General features: G+C 51.9%; 23 protein-coding genes and 2 pseudogenes. 12 read left to right on the plus strand and 13 right to left on the minus strand.

Features of this window, described 5'->3' with window-relative positions; genetic code table 11:
- Nucleotides 1-172 precede the first annotated feature (172 nt).
- Both ACN2TU_RS14045 and ACN2TU_RS14050 read left to right on the plus strand, forming a co-directional pair.
- Nucleotides 173-325 carry a DUF2080 family transposase-associated protein gene (locus tag ACN2TU_RS14045; RefSeq protein WP_435156202.1) on the plus strand — a complete coding sequence of 51 codons (153 nt, stop codon included), beginning with the start codon at nt 173-175 and terminating at the stop codon, nt 323-325.
- 3 nt (nt 326-328) lie between these two features.
- Nucleotides 329-1527 (plus strand): annotated as a pseudogene (locus ACN2TU_RS14050) (RNA-guided endonuclease InsQ/TnpB family protein).
- A 12-nt stretch (nt 1528-1539) separates the two neighbouring features.
- Here ACN2TU_RS14050 and ACN2TU_RS14055 read toward each other — a convergent pair.
- Complete coding sequence (locus tag ACN2TU_RS14055) at nt 1540-2640, minus strand: amidohydrolase family protein (protein WP_435156203.1); 1101 nt, start codon at nt 2638-2640, stop codon at nt 1540-1542.
- 123 nt (nt 2641-2763) lie between these two features.
- Here ACN2TU_RS14055 and ACN2TU_RS14060 point away from each other — a divergent pair.
- Nucleotides 2764-3900 (plus strand): annotated as a pseudogene (locus ACN2TU_RS14060) (glutamine synthetase family protein); the annotation flags it as partial.
- 32 nt (nt 3901-3932) lie between these two features.
- On the plus strand, nt 3933-4115 hold the full coding sequence (locus tag ACN2TU_RS14065) for a hypothetical protein (protein ID WP_435157031.1): 183 nt from the start codon (nt 3933-3935) through the stop codon (nt 4113-4115).
- Between the two features lie 29 nt (nt 4116-4144).
- Here the strand turns inward: ACN2TU_RS14065 and ACN2TU_RS14070 are convergent, their stop codons facing one another.
- Nucleotides 4145-4588: a hypothetical protein gene (locus ACN2TU_RS14070; protein ID WP_435156204.1), complete on the minus strand. Its 444-nt coding sequence runs from the start codon at nt 4586-4588 to the stop codon at nt 4145-4147.
- Nucleotides 4589-4947: 359 nt separating this feature from the next.
- Nucleotides 4948-5229, minus strand: a complete 282-nt coding sequence (locus tag ACN2TU_RS14075; RefSeq protein WP_435156206.1) for a hypothetical protein — start codon at nt 5227-5229, stop codon at nt 4948-4950.
- 194 nt (nt 5230-5423) lie between these two features.
- On the opposite strand from ACN2TU_RS14075, the gene ACN2TU_RS14080 reads away from it, so the two are divergent.
- The gene (locus ACN2TU_RS14080) at nt 5424-5582 is read left to right on the plus strand and encodes a ribbon-helix-helix protein, CopG family (protein WP_435156208.1); all 159 of its coding nucleotides are present in this window, start codon (nt 5424-5426) and stop codon (nt 5580-5582) included.
- 356 nt (nt 5583-5938) lie between these two features.
- On the opposite strand, the gene ACN2TU_RS14085 is transcribed toward ACN2TU_RS14080, so the two are convergent.
- Nucleotides 5939-7339, minus strand: coding sequence for an APC family permease (locus ACN2TU_RS14085; protein ID WP_435156209.1), 1401 nt, complete (start codon nt 7337-7339; stop codon nt 5939-5941).
- A 351-nt stretch (nt 7340-7690) separates the two neighbouring features.
- Between ACN2TU_RS14085 and ACN2TU_RS14090 the strand changes: the two genes are divergently transcribed.
- The 5 genes from ACN2TU_RS14090 to ACN2TU_RS14110 all read left to right on the plus strand — a co-directional run bounded on the left by ACN2TU_RS14090 (nt 7691) and on the right by ACN2TU_RS14110 (nt 11227).
- Nucleotides 7691-7909, plus strand: a complete 219-nt coding sequence (locus tag ACN2TU_RS14090) for a hypothetical protein (protein ID WP_435156210.1) — start codon at nt 7691-7693, stop codon at nt 7907-7909.
- A gap of 227 nt (nt 7910-8136) precedes the next feature.
- Nucleotides 8137-8496, plus strand: a complete 360-nt coding sequence (locus ACN2TU_RS14095) for a DUF7344 domain-containing protein (RefSeq protein ID WP_435156212.1) — start codon at nt 8137-8139, stop codon at nt 8494-8496.
- A 51-nt stretch (nt 8497-8547) separates the two neighbouring features.
- A complete protein-coding gene (locus ACN2TU_RS14100) occupies nt 8548-8748 on the plus strand; it encodes a hypothetical protein (protein ID WP_435156213.1) in 201 nt (66 codons plus the stop codon).
- Nucleotides 8749-9733: 985 nt separating this feature from the next.
- On the plus strand, nt 9734-10552 hold the full coding sequence (locus ACN2TU_RS14105; RefSeq protein ID WP_435156215.1) for an HpcH/HpaI aldolase family protein: 819 nt from the start codon (nt 9734-9736) through the stop codon (nt 10550-10552).
- Between the two features lie 420 nt (nt 10553-10972).
- Nucleotides 10973-11227: an aminotransferase class III-fold pyridoxal phosphate-dependent enzyme gene (locus ACN2TU_RS14110; RefSeq protein WP_435157032.1), complete on the plus strand. Its 255-nt coding sequence runs from the start codon at nt 10973-10975 to the stop codon at nt 11225-11227.
- A 286-nt stretch (nt 11228-11513) separates the two neighbouring features.
- Here ACN2TU_RS14110 and ACN2TU_RS14115 read toward each other — a convergent pair whose 3' ends face one another.
- From ACN2TU_RS14115 to ACN2TU_RS14140, 6 genes are all read right to left on the minus strand, one after another.
- Complete coding sequence (locus ACN2TU_RS14115; RefSeq protein WP_435156217.1) at nt 11514-12803, minus strand: OFA family MFS transporter; 1290 nt, start codon at nt 12801-12803, stop codon at nt 11514-11516.
- A gap of 77 nt (nt 12804-12880) precedes the next feature.
- Nucleotides 12881-14026 carry an ABC transporter ATP-binding protein gene (locus ACN2TU_RS14120; protein WP_435156218.1) on the minus strand — a complete coding sequence of 382 codons (1146 nt, stop codon included), beginning with the start codon at nt 14024-14026 and terminating at the stop codon, nt 12881-12883.
- On the minus strand, nt 14023-15195 hold the full coding sequence (locus ACN2TU_RS14125; RefSeq protein WP_435156220.1) for an ABC transporter ATP-binding protein: 1173 nt from the start codon (nt 15193-15195) through the stop codon (nt 14023-14025). The genes ACN2TU_RS14120 and ACN2TU_RS14125 overlap by 4 nt, the downstream gene beginning before the upstream one ends.
- A gap of 1 nt (nt 15196) precedes the next feature.
- Entirely contained in the window at nt 15197-16108 is a 912-nt protein-coding gene (locus ACN2TU_RS14130; protein ID WP_435156221.1) for an ABC transporter permease, read from the minus strand.
- The gene (locus ACN2TU_RS14135; protein WP_435157034.1) at nt 16108-17061 is read right to left on the minus strand and encodes an ABC transporter permease; all 954 of its coding nucleotides are present in this window, start codon (nt 17059-17061) and stop codon (nt 16108-16110) included. The genes ACN2TU_RS14130 and ACN2TU_RS14135 overlap by 1 nt, the downstream gene beginning before the upstream one ends.
- 54 nt (nt 17062-17115) lie before the next feature.
- Nucleotides 17116-18834, minus strand: a complete 1719-nt coding sequence (locus ACN2TU_RS14140) for an ABC transporter substrate-binding protein (protein ID WP_435156222.1) — start codon at nt 18832-18834, stop codon at nt 17116-17118.
- 95 nt (nt 18835-18929) lie between these two features.
- Here ACN2TU_RS14140 and ACN2TU_RS14145 point away from each other — a divergent pair, with 95 nt between their 5' ends.
- Together ACN2TU_RS14145 and serS are read left to right on the plus strand one after the other, a co-directional pair.
- Nucleotides 18930-19649 carry a helix-turn-helix domain-containing protein gene (locus tag ACN2TU_RS14145; RefSeq protein ID WP_435156224.1) on the plus strand — a complete coding sequence of 240 codons (720 nt, stop codon included), beginning with the start codon at nt 18930-18932 and terminating at the stop codon, nt 19647-19649.
- Nucleotides 19650-20278: 629 nt separating this feature from the next.
- Nucleotides 20279-21556: a serine--tRNA ligase gene (gene serS / locus ACN2TU_RS14150; protein ID WP_435156226.1), complete on the plus strand. Its 1278-nt coding sequence runs from the start codon at nt 20279-20281 to the stop codon at nt 21554-21556.
- Nucleotides 21557-21960: 404 nt separating this feature from the next.
- Here the strand turns inward: serS and ACN2TU_RS14155 are convergent, their stop codons facing one another.
- The 3 genes from ACN2TU_RS14155 to ACN2TU_RS14165 all read right to left on the minus strand — a co-directional run bounded on the left by ACN2TU_RS14155 (nt 21961) and on the right by ACN2TU_RS14165 (nt 23930).
- Complete coding sequence (locus tag ACN2TU_RS14155; protein ID WP_435156228.1) at nt 21961-22128, minus strand: DUF1931 domain-containing protein; 168 nt, start codon at nt 22126-22128, stop codon at nt 21961-21963.
- Between the two features lie 84 nt (nt 22129-22212).
- Nucleotides 22213-22512, minus strand: a complete 300-nt coding sequence (locus ACN2TU_RS14160) for a DUF3006 domain-containing protein (protein WP_435156229.1) — start codon at nt 22510-22512, stop codon at nt 22213-22215.
- Complete coding sequence (locus ACN2TU_RS14165; RefSeq protein WP_435156230.1) at nt 22509-23930, minus strand: lamin tail domain-containing protein; 1422 nt, start codon at nt 23928-23930, stop codon at nt 22509-22511. Before ACN2TU_RS14165 ends, ACN2TU_RS14160 begins: the two co-directional genes overlap by 4 nt.
- Between the last annotated feature and the right edge of the window lie 235 nt (nt 23931-24165).

A 24165-nucleotide genomic window follows, 5' to 3' on the forward strand; every position in this document is an offset into this window, starting at 1 on the left:
CCCCGTCGTTTACGGCGGGGATACAGCGTTCACAAGAGCTTCGCTCTTGTGTGCGAACGAGACGCGAAGCGTCTCGTCAACGCCGGCATCGTTGTGCTTACACGTGAGACTGCCGTCTCACAGGGCCATGGAATCGAGACACTTTAGTCCCCACAATGTCTAGACAATGTCTATGGGACGATTCGAAATCAACGGCCACGAAGTCGTGGACGGCGATGTGCGCCCAACCGGAAACGGTGCGCACGTCTACGTCCCGCGACGGTGGCTCGGCGCGGACGTGAAAATCGTTCGTGTTTCTGAACCAGCTTCCGATTCCGACGAGTAGCCTATGCGATACAACTACCGATACAGACTCGACCCGTCCGATGCTCACCGAGAGACGTTAGACCGCCACCGTGACCTGTATCGGCAAGTGTACAACCACTTTCTCCACCGACTCAACCAAGTAGACGGGACGACGAAGTACGGCGAAATCAATCAACTCCCGTCGATGAAGCAGTGGTGGGACGACCTCACCAACCTGTATTCTCGCACCCTTCAGAACGTCGTTGAGCGATTGTACACCAACCTCTCACGACTGAAGGACGCGAAAGACGCGGGTCGAAAGGTCGGTCTGCTCAAGTGGAAGGCACCAACCGACTACCGGTCGTTCACGTATCGACAGTCTGGCTTCGAACTCAAGAACACGAGTGGTCAGCCTGTTCTCCGATTTTCGAAAGTCGGAGAGATACCCGTTCGAATGCACCGCGATATCCCGGATGGCGCGAAACTCAAGCAAGTCACGGTGAAGAAAGAACCGACTGGCGAATGGTTCGCTGTCTTCGGTATCGAAACGCCCGACGACTCGCCCGAGAAGCCCGATACACTCACCGACGTAGTGGGTATTGACGTTGGGATTCTCAAATACGCCCACGACACGGACGGAATAGCGGTTGAATCGCTTGACCTTTCCGCCGAACGCAAGCGGTTGAAACGCGCCCAACGTGCCCTTTCGCGCAAACAACACGGGTCGGAAAACTACCGCAAACAACAGCGTATTGTCACGCGTCGGCACGCGGAGTTGAAACAGAAACGCCGGGACTTCTTGCATAAGCTGTCGAACTACTACGCCTACGAGTACGATCTCGTGGCAGTAGAAGACTTGAACGTCGCTGGAATGATGCAGTTCGAGTCGAATTCACGCAACCGAGCATCTGCCGCGTGGGGGACGTTTCTGCGGATGCTCGAATACAAGTGTGAACGCGAGGGGGGGCGTATTTCGTTGCTGTTGATCCGAAAAACACGACAAAAGAGTGTGCGTCCTGCGGTGTGAAGACAGATAAACCGCTGTGGGTGCGTGAACACTCATGTCCGGCGTGTGGGTTCGAAGCGGATCGAGACGCGAACGCGGCATGGAACATCCTTGCTCGTGGTTTCGACCAGATAGGGACGGGCTGTCCCGAATCAACGCCTGCGGAGACTGCGCTCTCTACGGACACCGTTGTGTCTGCACAGCGCGTCATCGAAACAGGAAGCCCCGCCCTTTAGGCCGGGAGTCACTTAGAGATCGTACAGTCGAAGTGCGTTCTCGCGTAGAATATTCTCAGCGGTCGTAATCGCATACGACTCCGTGAGAAACCCATCGGTCACCAGACGTTCGAGGACGGCGGCAAGATCGATTCGAATACGGTGTGCTGCGAGCACATACCGTTCCGGAACGCTGGATGCGTCGCTTGCATACAGAAGTTTCGTCGTTGGGGTGAGTTCGAGAACGTGTTCTAAAAGCGGTTGACAACCGTGTTGGATGAACGGAATCGCAAGCGAGAGATCGAGGTAGACGTTGTCCAGCGTCGAAGTCACATACCCCGCATTGCGAACGTACGGATACCCGGCATGAAGCAACACGATCGGCACATCGGCGTGTGATTGGAGGAAATCATAGGCATATGTCGGGTTCACGAATCGAGGATGAGCATCGGAATCACCGAATCCCGTATGAAATTGGATCGGCGCGTCATACTCCCCTGCAAGGTTCGTTGCGTCGTGAATCAGGTAATCGAGCACTGTTGGGTCGGCGATACGCCCGTTCCAGTTCGTTCGAAGTCGCTCAAACGCTCGTTCGGCTGATTTCCGGTCGGGGTGTGTGATATCCAACCCTGTGCGATAAGCAATGACGGACTTGAGGGCGACATAGTCGCCAGAAAGCGCGTCCTCGACAGCCATCCGAAACGCAGCAACGAAATCATCAAACGACTCATGCCGCGGGAGGAGGTTCTCGATAAGTGTTTCGAGTCGGAGAATGGGATGGATGGATGCGTCAGTGTACGCCCGGAACTCGTCCGGGGTGATATCGGGATAGCCGTCGTCGACGAGAATCATCTCGGTGTTGGTCTGTGCAATCAACTCACGGGAGTACGATTCAGGGTCGACCCCTGCTCGATGATTTAGCAGTTCAGCTTCGGTCTCTCCATCGAACTGTTCTGAAAGCACCGCCAACGCAGCGCGATAATTAAGCGTATTTCGGGCATGCTCCGTCGAGAGTTCCCCCTCGGTGAAATACGTCGCAAACGAATCGCTGATGACCGATTCGGCGAGGGGTTCGACTGGATGCGCGTGGTTATCGATTAGCGAAATCGAATCGACCACGTCACGGATTGACATGCAGATAGCATCGACGACGACTCCAATAACCGTTCGTACAGCAACAATTCGAAGAGTCGGTAGAATTGACTTTCGCGGAAGGCGTAATGATAACGTTCGCTGGCGTCCTCTTATGGTGGTACAATGCCCACCGAATCAGAAGTCGTCGAAACATGTGAGAGCAATGATGTTGAACTAGTCCGACTCTTCTGGGTCGACAACGCGGGCGTCGAACGCGGACGAGTCGTTAACGCAGACAATATCGAGAGTGTGTTCGCGAACGGTGCGAACATCGCACAGGCACAGCAGGCATTTACCGACACCGACTATCCAACGGAGAAAGCACCGCTCAGTCGTGTCGGAGAGGTCAGACTCATCCCCGACCCTGAAACGTTTCGGCTACTTCCATATGCAGACCGTGGGGCTGCGATGATGTGTGACCTCTATCAACTCGACAAAACGCCGTGGGCAATCGATCCACGATCGCGACTTCACACGTTTCTCGACACGTTCGAATATCAGATGCGTGCTGCCTTCGAGCCTGAGTGGTATCTTGTCCGGGGGACAGAAGATGGATTCGAGCCATTCGATCAGAGCGGTTGTTATACGGCCGATGGCATACAGAATGCGCATGATATCATCCTCGAAATAGTCGAAAGTCTCGCTGCTCAAGACATTGAGATGTCGGTCTATTATCCCGAATACAGTCCTGGACAACAGGAGATCGCGATCAAGCACAGTGATGGCCTCACGCCAGGTGACAACCAGACATTCTACAAACAGACAGTGAAAGCAGTCGCCAAAAATCACGATCTTCGAGCGACATTCTCTCCGAAGCCATTTCCGGAGCACGCGGGCAGTGGCTGTCATCTCCACCTTTCACTCTGGAATGGAGAGAAAAACAGGTTCTACGATCCGGAAAGCACATCCAACTATAGCATCTCTGAGACGTGCCGACAGTTCATCGGCGGTGTCCTCGACCATGCGAAAGCGCTTGTGGCACTGACAGCACCGTCTGTCGTTTCGTACAAGCGACTCCAGCCGGATGCGTGGGCATCGGCGTACACGGCGTGGGGTTACGACAATCGCGAGGCAATGGTTCGAATACCGTCATCACAATGGACGGAATCAGCCGAGACGACACGGATCGAAGTCAAAGCTGCCGACAACACGGCGAATCCATATCTCGCGCTCCTCGGGGTGCTAGCTGCCGGTCGTAACGGCATCGAGCGTGAGCTCGACCCAGGCCAGCCAGTCGACGTAAACCCTGGGGAGCTCTCACGATCGGAGCGGAATCGCCGTGTCGCCGTGATATCGAACGCCTCCCACGGTCGCTTGGTGAGGCGCTCGACGACCTCGAAAACGATGACGTTCTCAAGCAGGCAATGGGGAGCGAACTCCATCAAACGTACCTTGCGGTGAAACGAGCAACATGGCAAGACGCGATGAGCACAGTAACTGACTGGGACGTCGATACCTACACTCGATTGTACTAGATCGAGGACGCGCTCGAACTTTTACCCAATTAGTGAGTAATTGTGACTCCACCGACGTGCGCTGAAAGCTTCGAGAGATCACCGTCCGTCGGGAGGATTATCGTCGTTGGTTTGACGATCACGGTAACATCACCGATGGGGGTTGGGAGAGTCGCTGCTCCGGTCCCAGCGATCGTCACCGTCGTATCGCCCTCGACGACTGTCACATCGCCGTTGACCCCCGCACCAGCCGGAACGACTGGCGATACTGGTTCGTCGGTGGGCTGATCAGTAACAAGCGACCCGAGCCAGATCCCACCGAGGAACACTGCAAAGAGGAGACCGATCACCACGGCTAAGACAAGGACGATCCCGACGATCGTGCCAATAATCCCTCGACGGTTCGATCGCCGAGCACGGCGTCGGGCTTGATCGTATCCTTCGTCGTAGCCACGGTCGTATTCCGATTCTGTTTCGTATTGTCTGTTAGTCATTGATATCACCTCTATTGAGAAGGTAGAGAGTGAAAGTCGGCAGAAATCGATGGACGGAGCGTGAAAGTCGGCAAGAATTTACACAGAAAGCACGCGCCGTACCTACCTCTCATCGGGAATGATTACCGCCCACTTCTCATCGCCAGTGAGTGGAAGGCAGTGTGATTCCTACGAGACAGTCATTTCCAACTGTGAGAGTGTATCTGTAGAAGAACGAATTCCATCTCTCTCAGGTACATGTACGCGTACAACAATTATGAATGTTTGCTACCCACGGTGATTTTGTCGGGAGCATCCAGATAGGAGGGATGCCTTGGGAGTTCACGCTTACAGCGCAATTCCTCCCTGTAAGTTAATGGTCACTCCTCGTCTTTCAGTGCAGCTGCAATCGCTTCAAGTTCTGCCTTCCGGAAGGGCTGTGGCGTCTGTTCCGGACTATCATCGTCCAGTTCGCCGATTTTCCAGAGGACACCGGCCCGCATTTGTGGTTTGGATGGCAGATTATTCGTGTCGATATCGTAGTTCACGGTTGTACAGAGTGCAGCAAGGGCTTCTTTGGTGAAGGCTGTTGATTCAACGCGTTCATATCTCCCGACAGCCTGTCGGATTTCGTTGCGAAGTTCGTTGACGGTTTGTGGCATGGAGACACTGGTGATTGGAGTGGTCGTGTAAGTTTTGGTTTCTTTGTATCGTGGAACGATTCTCGTTTCGGTTACAGTAGGGTGGTCGTAGCCCCACGCCGTACCCTCCGACGTGTATGGTCACCTACAGTCACACGTAAGCTAGACAGGCGTCTGACGAATCTATTTGTGCTTAGCTCACGAACTATCTATCAATGAATCAAGGTTTTCTCGATATGGAATCGGTCGAACTCGAATTCACATCCGAGGAACTCGAGCAGATCGATGAGATTGCATTCTCCGACCACCGTGAAAATCGCGATGCGGCGATACGAGAACTGCTCGACCAATGGGTAAAAACGCGCGACGAATAGCCGTCTTTCACACTAGCGCCGTTCGTCCACTAGGGTTGCGGACGAACACCACCGGGACCGACAGCGCTTGAAAAGCATCACGTCCAAGAATTTCCCATTTTGGCCTGACAGCTATCGGAAGCCGAGTGGGACAGCAAGGAGATACTGTGTTCGATACTGATAGCAAAGGTGCATTCTACTACCTCATGCAGTTTGTGGAGTGTTTTTGCTAAGAATATCCGGCCCAGCCATCGATGGCGGGTGTGTAAACAAGCTTACGGCGCGTATCCACGGCCTAAAGACCGTGGTATTGCGCCTGTTCAATCTATAAATATTCAATTTATTGCCACCTCTTGGCAGGGTGAGTCAAAAAGAAGCTATCTATTGGGTTCCTTTGCACTGGATTTTGTCTGGGAAGCCGAATCTCCCGAGAACACGTACATACATGCGCCAAAGAGCGTCCAGAAGACGATGATTCCCCACTCGAAAGGCCACGTGAGTGCCGACGGTGCCCCTGGTAAGTAGAGCCCGACAAAAAACATCGTCAATATGAGTGCGAGTGCACCAAAGGCACGGCCGTACGGTAGCTTGAGCGGCCGGTTCATATTGGGTTCGCGCCGACGCAAAACGAAGAACGAAATGACGACGAGAAACCAAGCAAGAACAAGTCCGAGCCCGCTGGCATTGACAATCCAGATCAGCATCTGTTCTCCGAACAATGGCGAGAACACCGACAACCCTCCGATGAGGAGAAGGGCATTCTTGGGAGTGTTGTGCTCAGGGTGAATTTCGCTCAGTGATTCGGGTAGCATTCCCGACTCCGCAAGCGCATAGACAGCTCTGCTGGCACCGAGTAGAAACGAGTTCCAACTTGTAAGAATCCCTGCAATGCCCGCTAAGGCCATAATGCGACCGATTAACAAGCTATCAAACAAACTTTCCATCGCAGCGGCAGCAGGAAGTGAACTCTCAACGAGCTGTGAGGCGGCCATCGACTGACCGGACGCCCAGATGACTGCGATATAAAACAATGCTGCAACGCCAACTGCTATCGGGATCAGTATCCCGAGTGTACGCGGTGAGACGTCTGCCTCACCAGCGGCCTGTGGAATCACGTCGAACCCAACAAACATGAATGGAGTCATGATAGCGACGGTGAACACACCGGCTACTCCAACACCACCGAGTGGCGGCGAAGACGGTGACGTGCCGTTTGTGACTGCTCCGATTATCAGTGTGATACCAGCTAGTCCGATTACTACCGTGAGGAGTGTCTGGAACTGCGCTGCCGGGCGAACGCCGCGGTAGTTCAGAAACGTCATCACAATCGCGCCAACACCGCCGACGAGTACCCACGTGGCGTAGACCGGTTCGCCGGCGACCGTCCAGAGTTGGATCGCGTTGAAGCCAGGAACAATATATGCGAGTGCTGACGGAAATGCGACCACCTCAAAGACGACGACGCCAACATACCCCAGAACGAGCGCCCAAGTACAGACAAACGAGCCGAACGATCCGAGTGCCCGAAGACTATAGATGTGTTCACCACCCACGTACGGCATCGCTGAGGCGAGTTCGCCGTAGATTAAGCCAACAACAGATACCATCAGCCCACCGAGAACGAATGCGAGTATCGACCCATCGACTCCACCCTCGTTGATCCAATAGCCAGATTGGATAATCCAACCCCAGCCCACCATCGCCCCGACTGCGAGAACGAAAATATCCCGTCTCGATAGTACCCGTTCGAACTTGTCGTGTGTTGACTGATCGCTCATACGATTCCTATTCAATCACCGAACGATATAATATTAATTCTGATTAAAATTTATATCTTAAGAAATTGTGCAAATGATACTGACCAGTTTCTCCAGGATCCTCGTGAAACAGACCACGAGTGAGCGAGATCTATCCTAAATTGATAGGAGTTTTTAGTGCATACCCGCGTCGTCAGGCGCGGGTCGAACGATAGGCCGGGCCGACACATCGCCGTCAATGAAACCCCCGTAGCGGGGTGATTGAGGAAAAATTCTCCAAATAATATTAAGGCCGATGAACGTATATTCTCATAGTTCGTCTTATTGCACTGGAGGTCGCGAGGTCGCTGACACTGCGTCCCCATGATACCAATGGATACTACTGATAACCTTGAAGAAGCAAGTGCAGCAACAGCAGCCTTTGAGAGTAAGCTTAAAGCGCTCATCTTAGAGTCATTCGCAGACGGAGCAGCAATCGAAGGTACCTGGGAAATCATTCTCCCACTCACTGATGCGCCGAACTGGACGGTCGAAGTCACCAAAGTTCGTACTGATGAGACCTCGTACGATCCAGATTTTATCGGAGAGTGAAGTTTCACGGGTCACCTGACTCGTGGTACTCTGCCTCGAACCGTATAGATTACTAACATTTTCTTCTATTCCATGCGTTATCTGTTGGCTATAATTTCATGTTAGGAGATAGTAAACTGAGAAAATTTATACTTGAGTACTACAAACCAACATTTACTCCGCTGAAGTTGGGAGTGCGCTGAAACGTCGCTTGCTGTGGTGTAAGCCGAGTACGGATTAGAGACAATATGAAGACCGAAACGCCAAACATACAGGTAGATAGTACTGATTCAACAAATCTTCCACCCACGACGATGTTTGACCTTCTTGCAAATGACCACCGACGGTATACACTCCACTATCTCTCGCAAAAGGTCGGGGCAATTTCACTCGGTGATCTCGCAGAACAGATTGCCATTTGGGAGGACACCCCCACATATGAAGAATATGAGCGTATCCTCACGGGGCTTCATCATCAACATCTTCCAAAGTTGGTTGATGCTGGGATTATCCACTACGATATGGACTCCGAGTCAGTAGAAATTTTGGAGACTGCTGACCACTTACTCGCCCATCTCGAACTTGTCGCGCCCATTGATATTCGATGACACCTATCCCGTGTGAGCCATTATGAGCGAAAACTGAGAAAACGAACGGGGGTGGAATCGAACCACCGGGGCCACTTCGTGGCCGCCATCGACGACACGAGTCGGAGCGTCGATGGTGCTTCTACCAACAAGCAACCCGTTCTCGTCCCCGGAAACCCCGGAAAGCTCATGGCCGTGCCGGGAAGAGGCACGACCATTTTCGTGTGTATGACGCTGGCCACGGCATCAGTTCAAGCGTTCCGGGATGCATAGCGACAGGCAATTCCCCCGCAACGCTTGCAATGTATTCAACGGACGGATCTGGTATTGTTATGTGGTGCCTGAAGTGACGCAAAAGTGGAAGAAAGAAAATTAGTTATAAAATTCCGAAGAGGTACTTATGAAACCACTCGAACTTACTCTTGAGAATAATGAGTCGGTAGCTCGGACGCCGTCACGGTCGTTCCGATTGTAGCGATGATCGATCCTTCGGATGAAGGATGTTTTGGATTATGCCATCGATATCGGGGGCAGGCATCTCCTTAGGTTCGTCGGATGGGTAGTGTGGGACAGGCATGGTTTTCGGCCGATTAGTTAGTACACCATCAACCACAATAATTGTTTTTATAACATCTGTGAATTTTGACGCCCGGTCAATTGGTAATTCGCATTCCCATGGATTACAACAAACTGTTATTAAACGCCTTCTACGAAGTGATTATTACGGTAAAAGATGAGGAACATCGGTGGGTGACTCGATATCATCGCATCACTGTGGATGGGTTCCCTTTGGTCGGTACAATGTTGATGTAATTGGCAATATCGATCGGAAGTGTAGAGGTTGTTGTCGTTCATCATCAAGAGTTCGAAGCGGTATTTCTTCCACGAAAATACCATAACAAAGGTGGTCGTGGCGACGATGCCAAGCAATCGGGAAGACAATTGATATCTTACAGAGAGACACGGAGTTGAGCGACGTGATCGAAGTAATTTCGGGCTGATCGTGGAGGGCAGTCTTCAAAAAGCAGTAGGCCAGACAGATGTCTACTTGGAGTAGTGACTCACAGATACGAAAAGCACATCGAGTTCACTGTTCGATATAGTTTCAATATCGATATCATCTGATGATGCGTCGGTGAAGACCTGTTCGGGGAGTTGACGCCTCGAGATACTGTGACCGTCGCTGCTGCGTAGTTGCGGCGAACGAACCGGCCCATGTCCTTATTGGAATTCATGGCTAGCTGTGAATGGATTACTCATGCCAGCTGAGCAAAACACTGACACCAACGGTATACACGCCACCCAGCACAACGGTTTGCGAAAAGTCGTCGAAGATGGTGGCGTTGGACTTGGCGTACTCGATGATCTCTATAGCCCAGAAATGGTCGAGATATACGGTGATCTTGGCTTCGACTTCGTCTGGCACGATCTAGAACACGCTGGGCCATCTCCACGTGACGCTGACGCTATCGGAAACCTGCTTCGTGCCGCCGACGCGGGTGGGACTGAACTCCTCATTCGCATCCCCACACCAGATCCGGCGACTGTTCGTAAGACACTCGATACTGGCGTGCGCAACCTTTTCGTCTCACATATCGAGACGGCTGAGCAGGTGCGACAGGTCGTCGAAGCAGCCCGCTTCAACTACGACGGGGAGCCTGGGAAACGCGGTCTCGCCAACCCACGTGCGAGTCGGTGGGGGCGTGCTGATGACTACATTGCGACCGAAGACCGGGAGACTTTCATCGGCATTACGATCGAAGAGCCACAAACGGTCGACCAAATCGATGAAATACTGCGTGTCCCGGAGTTGGGATTCGTCTTCCTTGGTCCACTTGACCTCTCGGTAGCCATCGGTCACCCAGGAAAGTTCGATCATCCGGACGTACAAGAGGCGGTTTCAACCGTCGTTTCAGCGGCTCGCGAATCGGATGTCGTTATCGGTGGACTCGGATTTGGTGAGGATGACGTCGCCGAGAAAATCGATACCGGATACCAAATTCTCCACGTCGGATCCACCACCGGTGCTGCGGCACAGACGCTCGAATCCTGGCCCACGCAATTTGGTGACGGCTGACGCCGAGGTTCCTCAGCCGGTATACTGATTTCCCTCATCGTTCGAGCCCACTTTCATCACACTGTTTCAGAATCAGGCGTACAGAGTTTCATTCGCCTCAATAGCACAATCCGATCAGAGAAACACATCACAGTCGACAGCAGAGACGTCAGGGACGGTATTTTGCACCTCGAACGACAGATGCATGAATCTCAATCGGCGAAGTGAAAGAGACAGGTTCGGCTGTCAGATCGATAGATTAAGAATTATTCGGGGACATTCTAACTTGTCCCGAAAGGGACTGTGTCGCCGTTCGAAATGTCATTAGTGATGTGGGCATTGGAATCGTAGCTCTCCCACACCCACATTGCTGCTTACTCCTCGAAAAGTTGCTGAGTATAGCGATAGATCGGTGCCCCACGCTAGTCCCGTTCTCGTACAATCGAGTATATTCAAGATACTGATCTGTTGACCCATGCACAGAGTGTGGGTGAGTATATGCGTGATCAACTCCGTGAAGTAACCAAGACAACGGACAAGCTCGTTGACGTACGCGGCCGTGGGATGTTCACCGGCGCAGAGTTCACTGACACTGAAGGAGAGTCCGGAAAAGAACCGGTCAAACGTGTTCAAAATTACTGTTACAATCACGGTGTCCTCGTTTGGAGGGCTGGCCTTCTTGGTAATGTGTTATGACTCATCCCGTCACTCGTGCTGACGCATGAGTAGACTGAACTCGGCATAGATATTGTGGTAAAAGGGATCGAACACCACGCCTGACTTCTTCGCTGATTCACCGTCGACAACGCCGAACATGCAGCCATTCGATCTTTATCCAATGAGAGATGGAGGCGCCGATTAACAGAGCATCGCCACGAACCTCTCCGTGAATTTCCGTCGTTCCAGTACGAAGGTGATTTTTCGACAGTGCATCGTGAACGTCTTCTCCCGTACTCCCGTAAACAGAAACGGTATCAGGCGATCACTCGTCGCTACTTAGCGAGCGCGAGCGGACGGCATCGCCTGCAGAGTGTGAATTATCCGTCGGAGGGCGCAAAACGAGTGCTGCCAGACCACCACAGATAGCGAACACACCACCGATGTTGAACACAGTAACCCAGCTTGTCGCAGTCGCAAGCCATGCAGTAACTGCCCCACCGAAAATGCCCCCCCACATTTTTCCCGAGTAGAGGAGTGCATAATTCGCTGACGAATGGGTCTCACCATAGTAATCAGCAACGATGGTTGGGAAGAGCGTATACTGAGGACTCCAGAAAAACGTAGCGACGACAACCGAGACGATAAAGCCGAAACTCGAGTTTGTTTGCCCGAACCAGACAACTGCAAACAGACCGAGACCACAGAGAATAAACGATGCTGCCATCGCCTTTTGTCGATCGACTCGATCGGAGAGATCACCCATCAAGAGACGGCCGACACCCCCAGCGATCGGCAACAGAGTCGCCGACATCGTAGCCGTCACTGCATTCAACTCCATTCGTTGGGCAAACAGAACGATCTTCGCAGTAAGCATTAATCCTGCCCCGCTCACGGTGACGAAGATACCGTACATTACCCAGAATTGCCATGTACTGAGAACTTCACGCCACGTATGATCGTGCCGAGAGTACTGCGCCTCATCTGTCATATTATCGACACTCCAGTTTGCTGGTGGGTCACGCAAAATCACCGCAGCGATTACAATGGCGATTCCGATGACAAATCCCATGTTCCGGAGAACCACACTATAGCCGCCAAGGGAGGCATTCGCGCGAACGTAGGGAACAAAGAGTGCGGCACCACCTGCAAATGCCATCGTCCCGGCCCCCGTGGTGAGACCGCGTCGGTCGGGAAACCATTTCAATGCCGTATTCACTGAGACCGTATAAACGATACCCACGCCAATCGCACCGAGTGAGTACAGGACATACAGTTGCCAGACTGCTGTCGCATAGGCAAGCCCCAAATAGCTGCCACCGGCCAGCGTGGCTGCAACCAGTGTTATTCCTCGCGGTCCGTGTCGATCACGCCACCACCCGACCGGGAACTGCGATCCAGACTGGAAGATGACAAAGAGCGTGAAAACGAGCCCAAGTTGGGTAAGAGGGATATCGAGATCCCTCGCTAACGGGCCCTCGATCGAAGACCAAACGTATTGATATGGACTGACGACAGCCATCGCTATCGCTGCGGCAACAATGAGCCACCAGCGCGAAAAGCCGAGCTGTTCGCGAGCACGCTGTGCGTAGTTGTCACTGCTACTAGAAGCCATTCAGCAGCCCACCATTAACGTTTCAATATTCAGCATCGAAATATTCATCAACCATATCGAAGAATGCTCAACACTACTCATTTCCAATCCCCATCATATGGGTCCTGTGCCCGCCGTTCGTCTGCAGGATGGTCTAACCAGTGACAGGAAGCGAGATGGGCTCGTCTTTCATTGGCCCTCTCTATTTCTTCCTCAGGTGCCGTGGTCTGCCCAATGGTACCAGTTGCGTGGGCTACCGACTGAAGTTCAGGCTTCGAACCATCGCATTCGCCGCCAATATACTCTGGACAGCGCGTGTGAAACGGACAGCCCTCGGGAGGATCTATGGGGCTTGGGGGTGTGCCCGAGAGCGGATTTTTGCGCATTGACCCATCACCCTCGAGATCCGGAATCGAGTTCAACAGTGCTCGCGTGTAGGGATGCTGGGGATTGCCGTAGATGTCTGCTGTTAGTCCCGTCTCGACGATGTTGCCCAGATACATCACAGCGACACGGTCGGAGATGTGCTTGACAACGGAGAGGTCATGAGCAATGAAAAGGTAGGAGAGCCCATACTCATTTTGGAGACGTTTCAATAGATTTATGATTTGGGCTTGCACCGAAACGTCCAATGCCGAAACCGGTTCGTCTGCAATGATCAATTTGGGTTCGACAGCAAGGGCACGTGCAATACCGACTCGTTGGCGCTGGCCCCCGGAGAATTCGTGTGGATAGCGATCCAAGTGAGATTTTCGAAGCCCGACTTCCTCGAACAGTTCAACGACACGCGCACGTGTTCCCCGTTCTGTTTCGATATCGTGAACTTTGAGGGGCTTTTCGACGATTTCACCGACAGTCTTTCGCGGATTGAGTGAGGACAGCGGATCCTGGAATATTACCTGTATATTTTTCCGGAGATTTTTCAGTGCTTTGCCTTCGAGAGTGGTGATATCCTTCCCCTCGAACGTAAGCGTGCCATCCGTTGGCTCATAAAGTCGGGACAGGACCCGCCCTAGTGTTGTTTTACCGCAGCCAGACTCACCAACAAGGCCGAGTGTTTCTTCGTGTCCAACCATGATATCGACGCCATCAACCGCTTTCACCGATTCGTCATCACCAACGAGGCGGTCAATGAGCCCTGTATCGGTCGAAAAGTGTTTTTTCACGCCTGTTGCGTGAAACAACGGTTTTCTCTTCGGTCGTCCGCGTTTTTCCTCGGCTATCGAAGCTGTCTCTGAACTCATTGGGTATCACCGCCATCTGCTCGCGCCATTTCATCGCTCTTTACATCGACTCGCTTGGATTCAACTTCCGCACGTGCACCCTCAGTGATGTGGACTGCGTGACCATCCGCATTGGTTTCAACGTGATCGTTGTGGAGATGACAATATGCTTTGTGTCCGCTAGATTCGGAGTTGTGATCCGAATTTACATCGTACCCAACGAGTAGCTGGTCGCACATTTCGAACGCTCGATCACATCGGTCTCGGAACGGACAGCCCGCCGGCTTGTCGATGAGATCCGGAACGGTCCCTTCGATAACGTCCAACCATTCACGGTCGTCCGTAATTCGGGGGATAGAGCCCAACAGTCCCTGCGTATAGGGGTGGTGAGGCTCTGCGAAGAGGTCATCATCCGTTGCCTGCTCCATTAGTTCACCTGCGTACATTACCGCGACACGATCGCAGGTTTCCCTGACGACACCCATATCGTGGGTGATGAGCATAACCGAGACATCGTAGTCGTTCTTGAGATCGACGAGTTCGTTCAGGATTTGCGCTTCGATGCTCACGTCAAGTGCAGTGGTCGGTTCGTCCGCGATGATGAGTTCGGGGTCGCCAGCGAGTGCCTGTGCGATAACGACGCGCTGACGCATTCCGCCTGAAAGCTGATGGGGGTACTCAGTTGCACGCGCTTCCGGGTCGGGAATGCCGACGGTATCAAGCAATTCGATGGCACGCTGCCACGAGTCACTCTGTTTGCTGGTACCAGTCACGTACTTGCGTTTCATCTCCGGCCAGAAACCACCGGATTCAGCTGAACTGGCGTGTTGTCGGTAGACCTCGGCAATTTGTTCGCCAATCGTCATCACCGGATTGAGGGACGTCGACGGATCCTGGAAGATCATACTGATCTCGCCGCCACGAACGTCTTGCATTTCTGCATCGGATTTAGCGAGGAGATTTTCACCTTTGAATCGGACAGCATCAGCTTCGACGGTGCTATTCGAGTCAAGTAGCTGAAGTAATGAGAGTGCTGTGACGGATTTGCCCGACCCACTCTCGCCAACTACGCCGAACACTTCACCAGGATAGATTTCGAACGAAATCCCGTCAACGGCGTCAACAGTCCCCCGCTCGGTTTCGAAACTCGTGCGAAGGTTGCGAACTTCAAGTAATGGTTCACCGCTCATATCAGGCACCCCCCTCATCTTTCACGTCAAAGGCGTCCCTGAGTGCGTCGCCAAAGAGGTTGATACCAAGAACTGTGATCATGATCATCAGCCCGGGAATCACGGAGATCCACCACGCCTGGGTGAGGAAATTTCGACCTTGTCCGAGAAGTGCTCCCCAAGTCGGCGTGGTTGGCTTGACACCTAATCCGAGGAAGGAGAGTGTCGCCTCCGCAAGCATCGCACGAGCAACCAGAACGGTGAATTGGACGATAAGTGGTGCAACGGTGTTTGGGAGCACCTCCTCGGCGATAATCTGGAGGTCACCTAATCCGACGCTTTTTGCAGCGAGTGCATACTCTTCTTCGCGAATCGATAGTACCTCACCACGTGTGATTCGAGCGAAGTCGTCAATGTATGCGAACCCGACTGCAAAGATGACATTCCAGAGGCTCTGGCCAAAGATTGCGACGAGCATGATTGCGATGAGCAACCACGGGAAAGCCCACATAACGTCAATAATGCGCATCAATACATCGTCGATCCAACTTCCGTAGTAGCCAGCAACAAGGCCGATTGTGACACCGACAATTGCACCAACGGAGACAGCACCGATGCCAACAAGTAAGCTGATCCGTGCGCCGTACATGATCCGTGATAAGAGATCTCTGCCGTACGAATCAGTCCCGAGCGGATGGTCGCCAGTGAGAGTGGGTGCTTGAAGCATCCCGAATTCCTGTGCCATCGGATCGAACGGTGCGAGTTCGGGCGCGAGAATCGCTGCAGCAAGGAACGTGAGGACAATCGTAAGCCCTATTTTTGCTTTGAAGTCCCGCTTGATCGTGTCTACGAGACGTTCGATGAGGTCGGTTCGAATGCCGAACACCGTTGCCCCATCGGAGTCATGTCCGACAATGGAGAGTATCGACATCATTATTCACTACCTCCGTACTTGATTTTGGGATTGATGACAGTGTATAGCATGTCGACAACGAGATTCATGAACACGAACACGAACGAGATGATGATGACGGTACCCTGCACCACAGGGAAGTCACGCCGGTTGATCGAACTAATTAGCAGTCGGCCAAGTCCCTGAATGCCGAAGACGATCTCGACAGCGACGACACCGCCGAGGACAACAGCCAACAGAATACCAGCGATTGTGACAACAGGCATGAGCGCGTTTTGGAATCCGTGCTTGAACAGCACGAGTCGTGGAGAGAGTCCTTTCGCTCGGGCCGTTCGCATATAATCCTCGTTTAACACTTCTAACATCGAAGACCGGGTCATGCGCATGAGAATGCCGCCATATGGCAGTCCGACTGCAATTGCTGGGAGGAGGATGTGTTTGAACCACGGAACGATTCCATCTGAGAGTGGGACATACCCAAATGACGGAATGGCTTCAAACCGGGTGCCGACACCCAGAATCAGTAGGATACCGATCCAAAATCCCGGCATGCTAATGCCGAAAAAGGAAATGAGCGTCGCAATATAGTCTTCCGGGGAGTAGCGATGGATGGCACTGATGATACCGGCGGGTACTGCTATACAGATCGCAATCACCATTCCGAGCAGAGCAATCGACAGCGTCGGCTCTGCGACGTCAATCAGCATCGTGATAACACTCTGTTGGGTATGAATCGAATCACCAAAGTCGCCCTGTACGAGTTCACCAAGCCACCGTATATATTGGACATATATGGGCTGATTGAGCCCGAGTTCCTGTCTGACTGCTGCGAGTGCCTGTGGATCGGCGTCACCACCAAGCATCAGACGGGCTGGGTCACCAGGAATCGAGCGGACGGCGACGAACACAACCGTCGCTACGACGTAAATGACGACGAAGGCGTGGAGTATCCGTTTTGCGAGATATCGCTGCATTCCCACGCTAGACACCTCCTGGGAGGGGTACGACGAGTGGAATGATCGATACCATTATTTCTCCAAATATGCCTGATGGAAGTTGCTCATCCCGGCCTGAATACCGACGTTTTTGAGACTCGAAACGTCAATCTTCGCTTTGAGCATGAACACAGTCATCGTATACATCGCTTGATCGAGGAACACTTCCTCGGCCTTGCGGATGTGTTGTTTACGCTTCTCTGGTTTCGGCGTCTTGAACGATTTCAAAAGCGCGTCATCGAACTTCTTGTTGAACATCATACTTTTTTGCCAGACCCCGAGACTTGTTTCGGGATCCGGAGTCCCAAGCTGCTTCCACCAGGTCATATAGGGGTCGATATCTGTCGATCCACCGTAGGTCGTCATCATATGATCATAGCGGTAGATAGAATCCCAGTACGACGACGGCTGCTGGATATCGAGTTCGACCTTGATTCCAACGTCCGAAAGCTGCTGTTGGATAATAGTCATCCAGCGTTTGTACTCTGGCATGCCAAGCAGTTTGAATGAGAACCGAGGATTACCGGTATAGCCAGCCTCGTCCAGTAGTTTTTTCGCCTTCTCTGGGTCGTAATACTGGCCAGTCTTCGGTTCTTCTTCGTAGGCGATTGACATCGTCGGATTGAACACCGAATGTGCCGGAGTCGCATACCCGAAGTATGCTTTTTTTACGATTTCATCCCGGTCGATGGCCATCGCAATCGCTTGACGAACCTTCTTGTTTGCCGTTGGGATATCCTTTCCCTTCCATTTGGTTGTGACTTTATCATAACCGCTTGCGACCTTCGCCTTCTCAGGGTATTTTGCAGGATCCGCACCAAGCGGTGCGATACATGACCAGTCACCCGAACTGGTCTTTCGGACATTGAGAGAGCTCATATTCTCCCCCTGTTTCGCAAATTGACCGGTGATTTGGGCACAATGTTGGATGCTTTCGGATGTGATCGCTGACCACATCGTCGATGGTTCGGGAATAAGTCTGATCTTTACTTCATCCAAATACGGAAGCTGGTCTCCTTTGTCGTCAGTCTCCCAATAGTCGTCAAATTTGGAGAGCGTGATGGATTCACCCATGCTGCGAGACTCCACTTTGAACGGGCCGCTTCCGATCGGTTGCTTGTTGTACGATTTCGGGTCGTCTTCCGCACTTTTGTGTACGATCGAGCCTGCTCTTCCCGGTACGTTGGTCATAAACGCCAAGAATGGTGCAGTCGGCTCCGACATCTTGATCGTGATCTCATGACTACCCGTCGCTTCGATACTCTCTACGGTTGAAACCTTCCCGTGGTGCTCAGACTTCTCATCCGCCATGAGACGATCAAGCGACCACTTCACCTGCTCTGCTTTCAATGGATCTCCATTATGGAACGTGACTCCTTCGTGCAGGTGGAACACGTAGGTTTTCTTATCGGGGATTTCCCAGTCCTTCGCAAGATCGCCGACAATTTTACTATCTCGATTGAGTTTCAGTAATCCACTAAAGACGTTGGAAACAATTTGCATCTGCGCGCCTTTATCAACATAATGGGGATCGAGAAATTCTAGATTGTCCGTCTGGAAGCCAACCTCGATGGAACCACCCTTTGTCGCTGAAGAGCTATCATCATCGTTTTTCGAGCTGCCACCGGACTCGTCACCGCCGCCACCAGTACATCCAGCAAGTCCAGTCATCCCGGCTGCGCCGAGTAGTTTCAGTGTTGTTCGTCTGTCGATTTCGGGACCTTCCAAATCCCGGTTGTCAACGTTTGACATGGATATAACTACAGTTATTATTGAAAAGCTTTTGACCCCAATATATTGGGATATGTGGACAAAGATTATGATTAGTTGAACACACATATATGTATATGTGGGAAGCACTGCTAGCAATTCGTCACTTTGGTTGCCCGATTTCCGATACGAGTGCAGACGTTCCAGGGGTTCATGTGCAGAACCTGTCAAAGGCGGAAATCAATGGTCATCGCGCAAAGCGACTCATTTGCCTCCGAGGAGATAAAATTCAAATCGATCAGTTCGAGAGCGCCTTTCGAGACCATGAATTCGTCAAATCATTTCGACGTATCTCAGACGGAGAGTCTCGACAAGCGTATTTCACGAGTGAGATCGAGTACAACAGCGACAATCCAAGTATCCTCAACCTCCTCGGGTCGCATGGCTGTTACCGAGATAGCACTGTTAGTGTCCAGCGGGGTATCGAACATTGGGGAGTGTATATTGAACAAAAAGAATCACTCTATAAACTAATCGAGAAAATCGAAACGCTCGATAATGACCTTGATTTGCGCAAGTGCATAAACATGGGAACTATTTCAGACAACCCACCCATGGATTCAACGGCAATACTAACCCGACTTACATCCCGTCAACAGGAGGCGTTTGAAACCGCGTATTCACTGGGGTACTATGAGTCCGGTTCAGACATCACCATGGATGACCTCGGTGAAGCTATGGACATTCACCCAACAACGGCATGGGAACATCTCAAGAAGGCAGAGAACATGATATTAAGTGAATCCGGTCAACGGTATTTCGGTGGTAACGAGCCGGTAGAGCAGTTAATTCCCTGATTGACCTCCTCTTGCTGCTGAAGACCCGGGTATCCGCTCGGTTCTGTTTCACTCGTCGATCGTATCGGCTGAGACGAGTCGATCACCGTCCTCGAGTTGAGTCACGGTCGAGTTATCGAATATGGGTGCCGTTTTTCATGATGATAAGGTTGGATTATCCTCGTCGGTGCTAACACTCAATCTCGTGAGGCAGGACGTCCTTGCAGTGGAACGCATTGGGTCTGTGACAAAACGAGTTAAATCACAGTTTGATGATTTTGGCGAAGGGTGGAACCGATGAATATCGAGAACAAAACCATACCAAGACGAATGTGATCGATGATTGACTGTCTCCCACTGCATGTCTCACAAAAGTATAAGTATCCACGAGTGTCGCCATATGATATGGAATCTACTTCCCGGTCTCGGTCTCAGTCCTCGTTTTGGGAAGTAGACAGTGCTACTGCTGCAGTCGGTTGGGCTTAACTCAACACGTCGGCGCTCGGTGCTCCCTCGCTTCCTCGCTTGTATTGGTCGAGAGTTATCATCACACAATCCACCACCAACTACGAAGTATGCAGTATACAGAACGCAATACGAACCACCCCATAGACGACAATTATCAGCTTGGAGTGTTCCAGTGACACCCTATGCTTGATATTGCACTCTTTCGGGACGAACCAGACACGATCAAAGCGAGTGAAAGACGACGTGGAAAGGATCCCAGTCGTGTCGACACCGTTCGCGAACTCGATCAACAGTGGCGAGAGACACGCCACCAACTGGACGGTCTTCGTCACGAGAAAAACACGATAACAGATACGATTAGAGCGAAGAAGCAGGCCGGAGAGGATGCAACCGAAGCGATCGCGCAAGTAGCGGAGTTGAACTCGACAATTGAAAATCTCGAGGAAAAAGAAGCAACACTCCGGTCGGAACGAAACGACCTCCGGTATGAGATTGGCAATCTCGTACATGAATCGGTTCCGGAAGGCACGGATGAGAATGATAACATCCCAGTGAAACACTGGGAACCCAAGGACGGAAAGAAAGACGAAGCAGTGCTTGGTGCCGAGATACTCGAGCGGAACAACCTCATAGAATCCGAAAAAGCAGTCGAAGTCGCCGGTGAGCGCGCCTACTATCTCAAAGGGGATATCGTCCGCCTAGCCTGGGCACTCCAACAGTTTGCGATGGATCTACTCGTCGAGCGTGGCTATATGCCGGTTCAACCGCCGTACTATCTGAACGACACACCAATGGAGGCTGCAGCGGAACTCGACGATTTTCGGGAGCAGCTGTACAAACTAGAACGTAACGATCGATATTTGATTGCGACCGCCGAGCAACCGCTTGCGGCCCTCCAGTATGATGAAATCATCGAGGCAGATGACTTGCCACTGAAATACGCGGGATTCTCGACGAACTTCCGACGTGAAGCGGGTAAGCACGGTACCCAAACCCGTGGCCTATGGCGGGTACATCAGTTCGAGAAAATCGAACAGTTCATTTTCGCCGACCCAGCTGATTCGTGGGAGATCCATGCTGAACTGTTGGAGAACGCGGAGGATGTGATGCAAGCACTTGAACTGCCGTATCGGGTGGTCAACGTCTGTACTGGCGACCTTGGCGACACGGCGGCGAAGAAGTTCGATATCGAAGTGTGGCGACCACCACTTCAAGAGTATGGTGAGGTCGTCTCGTGTTCGAATTGCACCTCGTATCAAGGACGAAAGCTGAATGCGCGCATTCGACGGCCGGGTGAAGAGAATGAGACGGTGCACACGCTCAACGCGACAGCGCTTGTCCCCCAGCGAATTATCACTGCGATTATCGAAAACAATCAAACGATCGATGGTATCATCCTTCCTGTGCCACTTCACGAGTATTTCGGGAAGGAGGTTATCGAGATCCAATCGAGCGATTGAGTCACTCCAACGTTCGCAACTGAACTATTTTTTACCAATCGTAAGATAGCAGATTGTGTCGAGGAGATTCAATAGAGACTGCCAACCGTGAGCGCTCCTGCAATACCTGTATAGAGGATCGTTGCCCGAGCGAGAGCATGAGTATTCATTTTCCTGGAATTACTTTCCGAGAATATCATTCTTGCAGATATTGAAGAAAATGGGTGGCGGCTTAGGTCACTAGCTTGCTGGATGGGGAAATATTCGAGGTCATCCACTACCGCTTATACTGCTCACAGGTAGCAACTGTGCCCTGTCACGTCCTTATCGCACGAGTATCTTGCAATCCGAGCAGCGATTAACAAAAGAGATTGTTTGTAGTGACGACCACGAACGGTTTGACGCAAAAGTGAGGCGGTGAACCGCTACAGATCGCGGGGCTGGACGGTTTTGCGATCGTTTTCATCGGCCCGTCGGGCGGCATTTTCGAGAACCGTCGCAACTTCCTCGTCGAGTGCGTCGTAGAAGTCACTCGCCACATTTTGTCCTTCGAGCTGTTCTTTCACTGCCGCTTTGACAATCAAATCGGCCATACAAGCGTCCTAACGGTATAATACTATAAAAGTACAGTGTAAAATAATTGAAAATGATTACAAAACGAATGATACACGAAGAGTTCACTCGGTGTCGTCCTCAGGTGGCCGACGGGCAAGACGATCAAACTGCTGTTGGGCAGCCTCCGCTCGCTCTTCGGTTTCCGTTGACTCGTACTGGATTTCCACTATTGATTCTCCATCAACAGTGATAGTGAAGATTGCATCTTGATGGCGACCAGATTCGGGGAGGTCATCGCAATACATAACAACTTCGTCGACAACCTCTCCCTCAGATTCGAGCAGTAAGACCGCCTGCTCCTCTTCAAATCGATCAAGGACGGCAGTGAGTGTCTGGGGGGGATCTGTATTTTCGTCAGTCATTCGTACGTCTCCCGAAGTACAGTCGTCCCCTCGGTATCCACGACAATGACGGTATCGCCTCCGTTGTTCCAAATCGGCTGGCCAGAGTTCCAGTAGAGGTCGGAGGTTGTATTCTCACCACTCCCAGAATGGACAGTAACTTGCTCACCAGGTCGAAGAGTGGTTCCCCTTGGGACGGTATAGCTGTGACCAGCCGCATCACGGAGTTGCCAGTCAGAGAGGTCGAGTGGCGCATTCCCTGTGTTTTTGAACACGATATACTCATCGTTGAGATTGTCAGCATCATCGCCAGCAGCATCGGCATGTGCCTCGGTGATCTCTAGCGAACCAGTTGAGTGCGACACTGTCGGTGTCGGAGTTGCTGTAGTGGTTGGCGAGGCTGTGGCAGAACCACCGGTCGTGTTTACGGTGATCGTTGTCCGCGCCGTTAGTGGCGCAGTATCGCCTGGTTCGATCGGTGATGCTGACCGAAGAGATTGTGGGTTGGTGGGTACCGCTGCTTGTGTTTTCACCGTGATTTGCTTCCCAGTACTTTCGAGTACGATGGTGCCATGGACAGCAGTCCAGTACGTTGGAATATTGCGTGCTGCGAGCCGGCTCAATGTCTCTTCGTGAGGATGGCCATACTGAGAATCGTAAGCGCTTGAAATCACGGCGACCTGTGGCGTGACGGTATCGAGGAATGCATCGCCCGTACTGGATCGACTGCCGTGATGGCCCGCGTAGAGAACTGTCGAGTTGAGTGCTGGGGTTTGCTGTTCAAGCATATACTGCTCTTCTTGCTGGGCGGCATCTCCCGGTAAGAGAAAGCTTGTTTTGCCGTGTGTGACTTTGAGGACGATGCTGTTTTCGTTGCGTTCTTTGTTGGCAATGTAGGGGCTTGGCGGGGCAAGAACTGACACCGTGGCACCATCAAACTGGATGTTGTCTCCCGCTTGAGTTTTGTAGAGCGTGACGTCGTGTCGTTCGACAGCATCCAGATAGCGTTGGTACGTACTGGAGCTGGATGCGATTCCCGGGTCATAGACGGCGCCGATACCGTTTGCTTGGGTTTCGTAGTAATTGATGACAGCTGCGTTGCCGCCGATATGATCGGCATCCGCGTGGGAAGTAACGAGATGGTCAATTCGTGTAATATTGTGCTGTTCGAGATACTGGAGAACGATCCGTCCGTCGTCCCGCCAGTCACCGGAATCGATGAGCATCGTTTCGCCTGTCGGTGAGACAACAAGTGTGCTTGCAGACTGCCCAACATTGATAAAATGGACGTTTAGTGAACCAGGAGATGGAGTAGATGTGGTTGAAGATGCTGGTGGTGAAGAGGTGTGTGTCGGATTGGATAGTCCGCTTCCAACACATCCTGCAAGAATGACGAGGATTGCGATGAAAAGTACAAGAGACACCCGCTGATTTTGCATACAGCGTTCACGCTAGGAGGAATCAAATAGGTTGTTCCATCACAGACGGTAATATTCTCGGGATGGTTTTCGGAGTCGGAAATTGTTTCTAAAATATTATCAATTAAACAGGGATAGTTGGTATGTGATTTAGACCGACATGTCCTAACTATATCCAGAATTATTTTATTAAATTATTATATTTACATTAACAATAGAACCAAATGGACATGGTCGAAACTGCAATATAGCTCGT

Source organism: Haladaptatus marinus, from assembly GCF_051194195.1.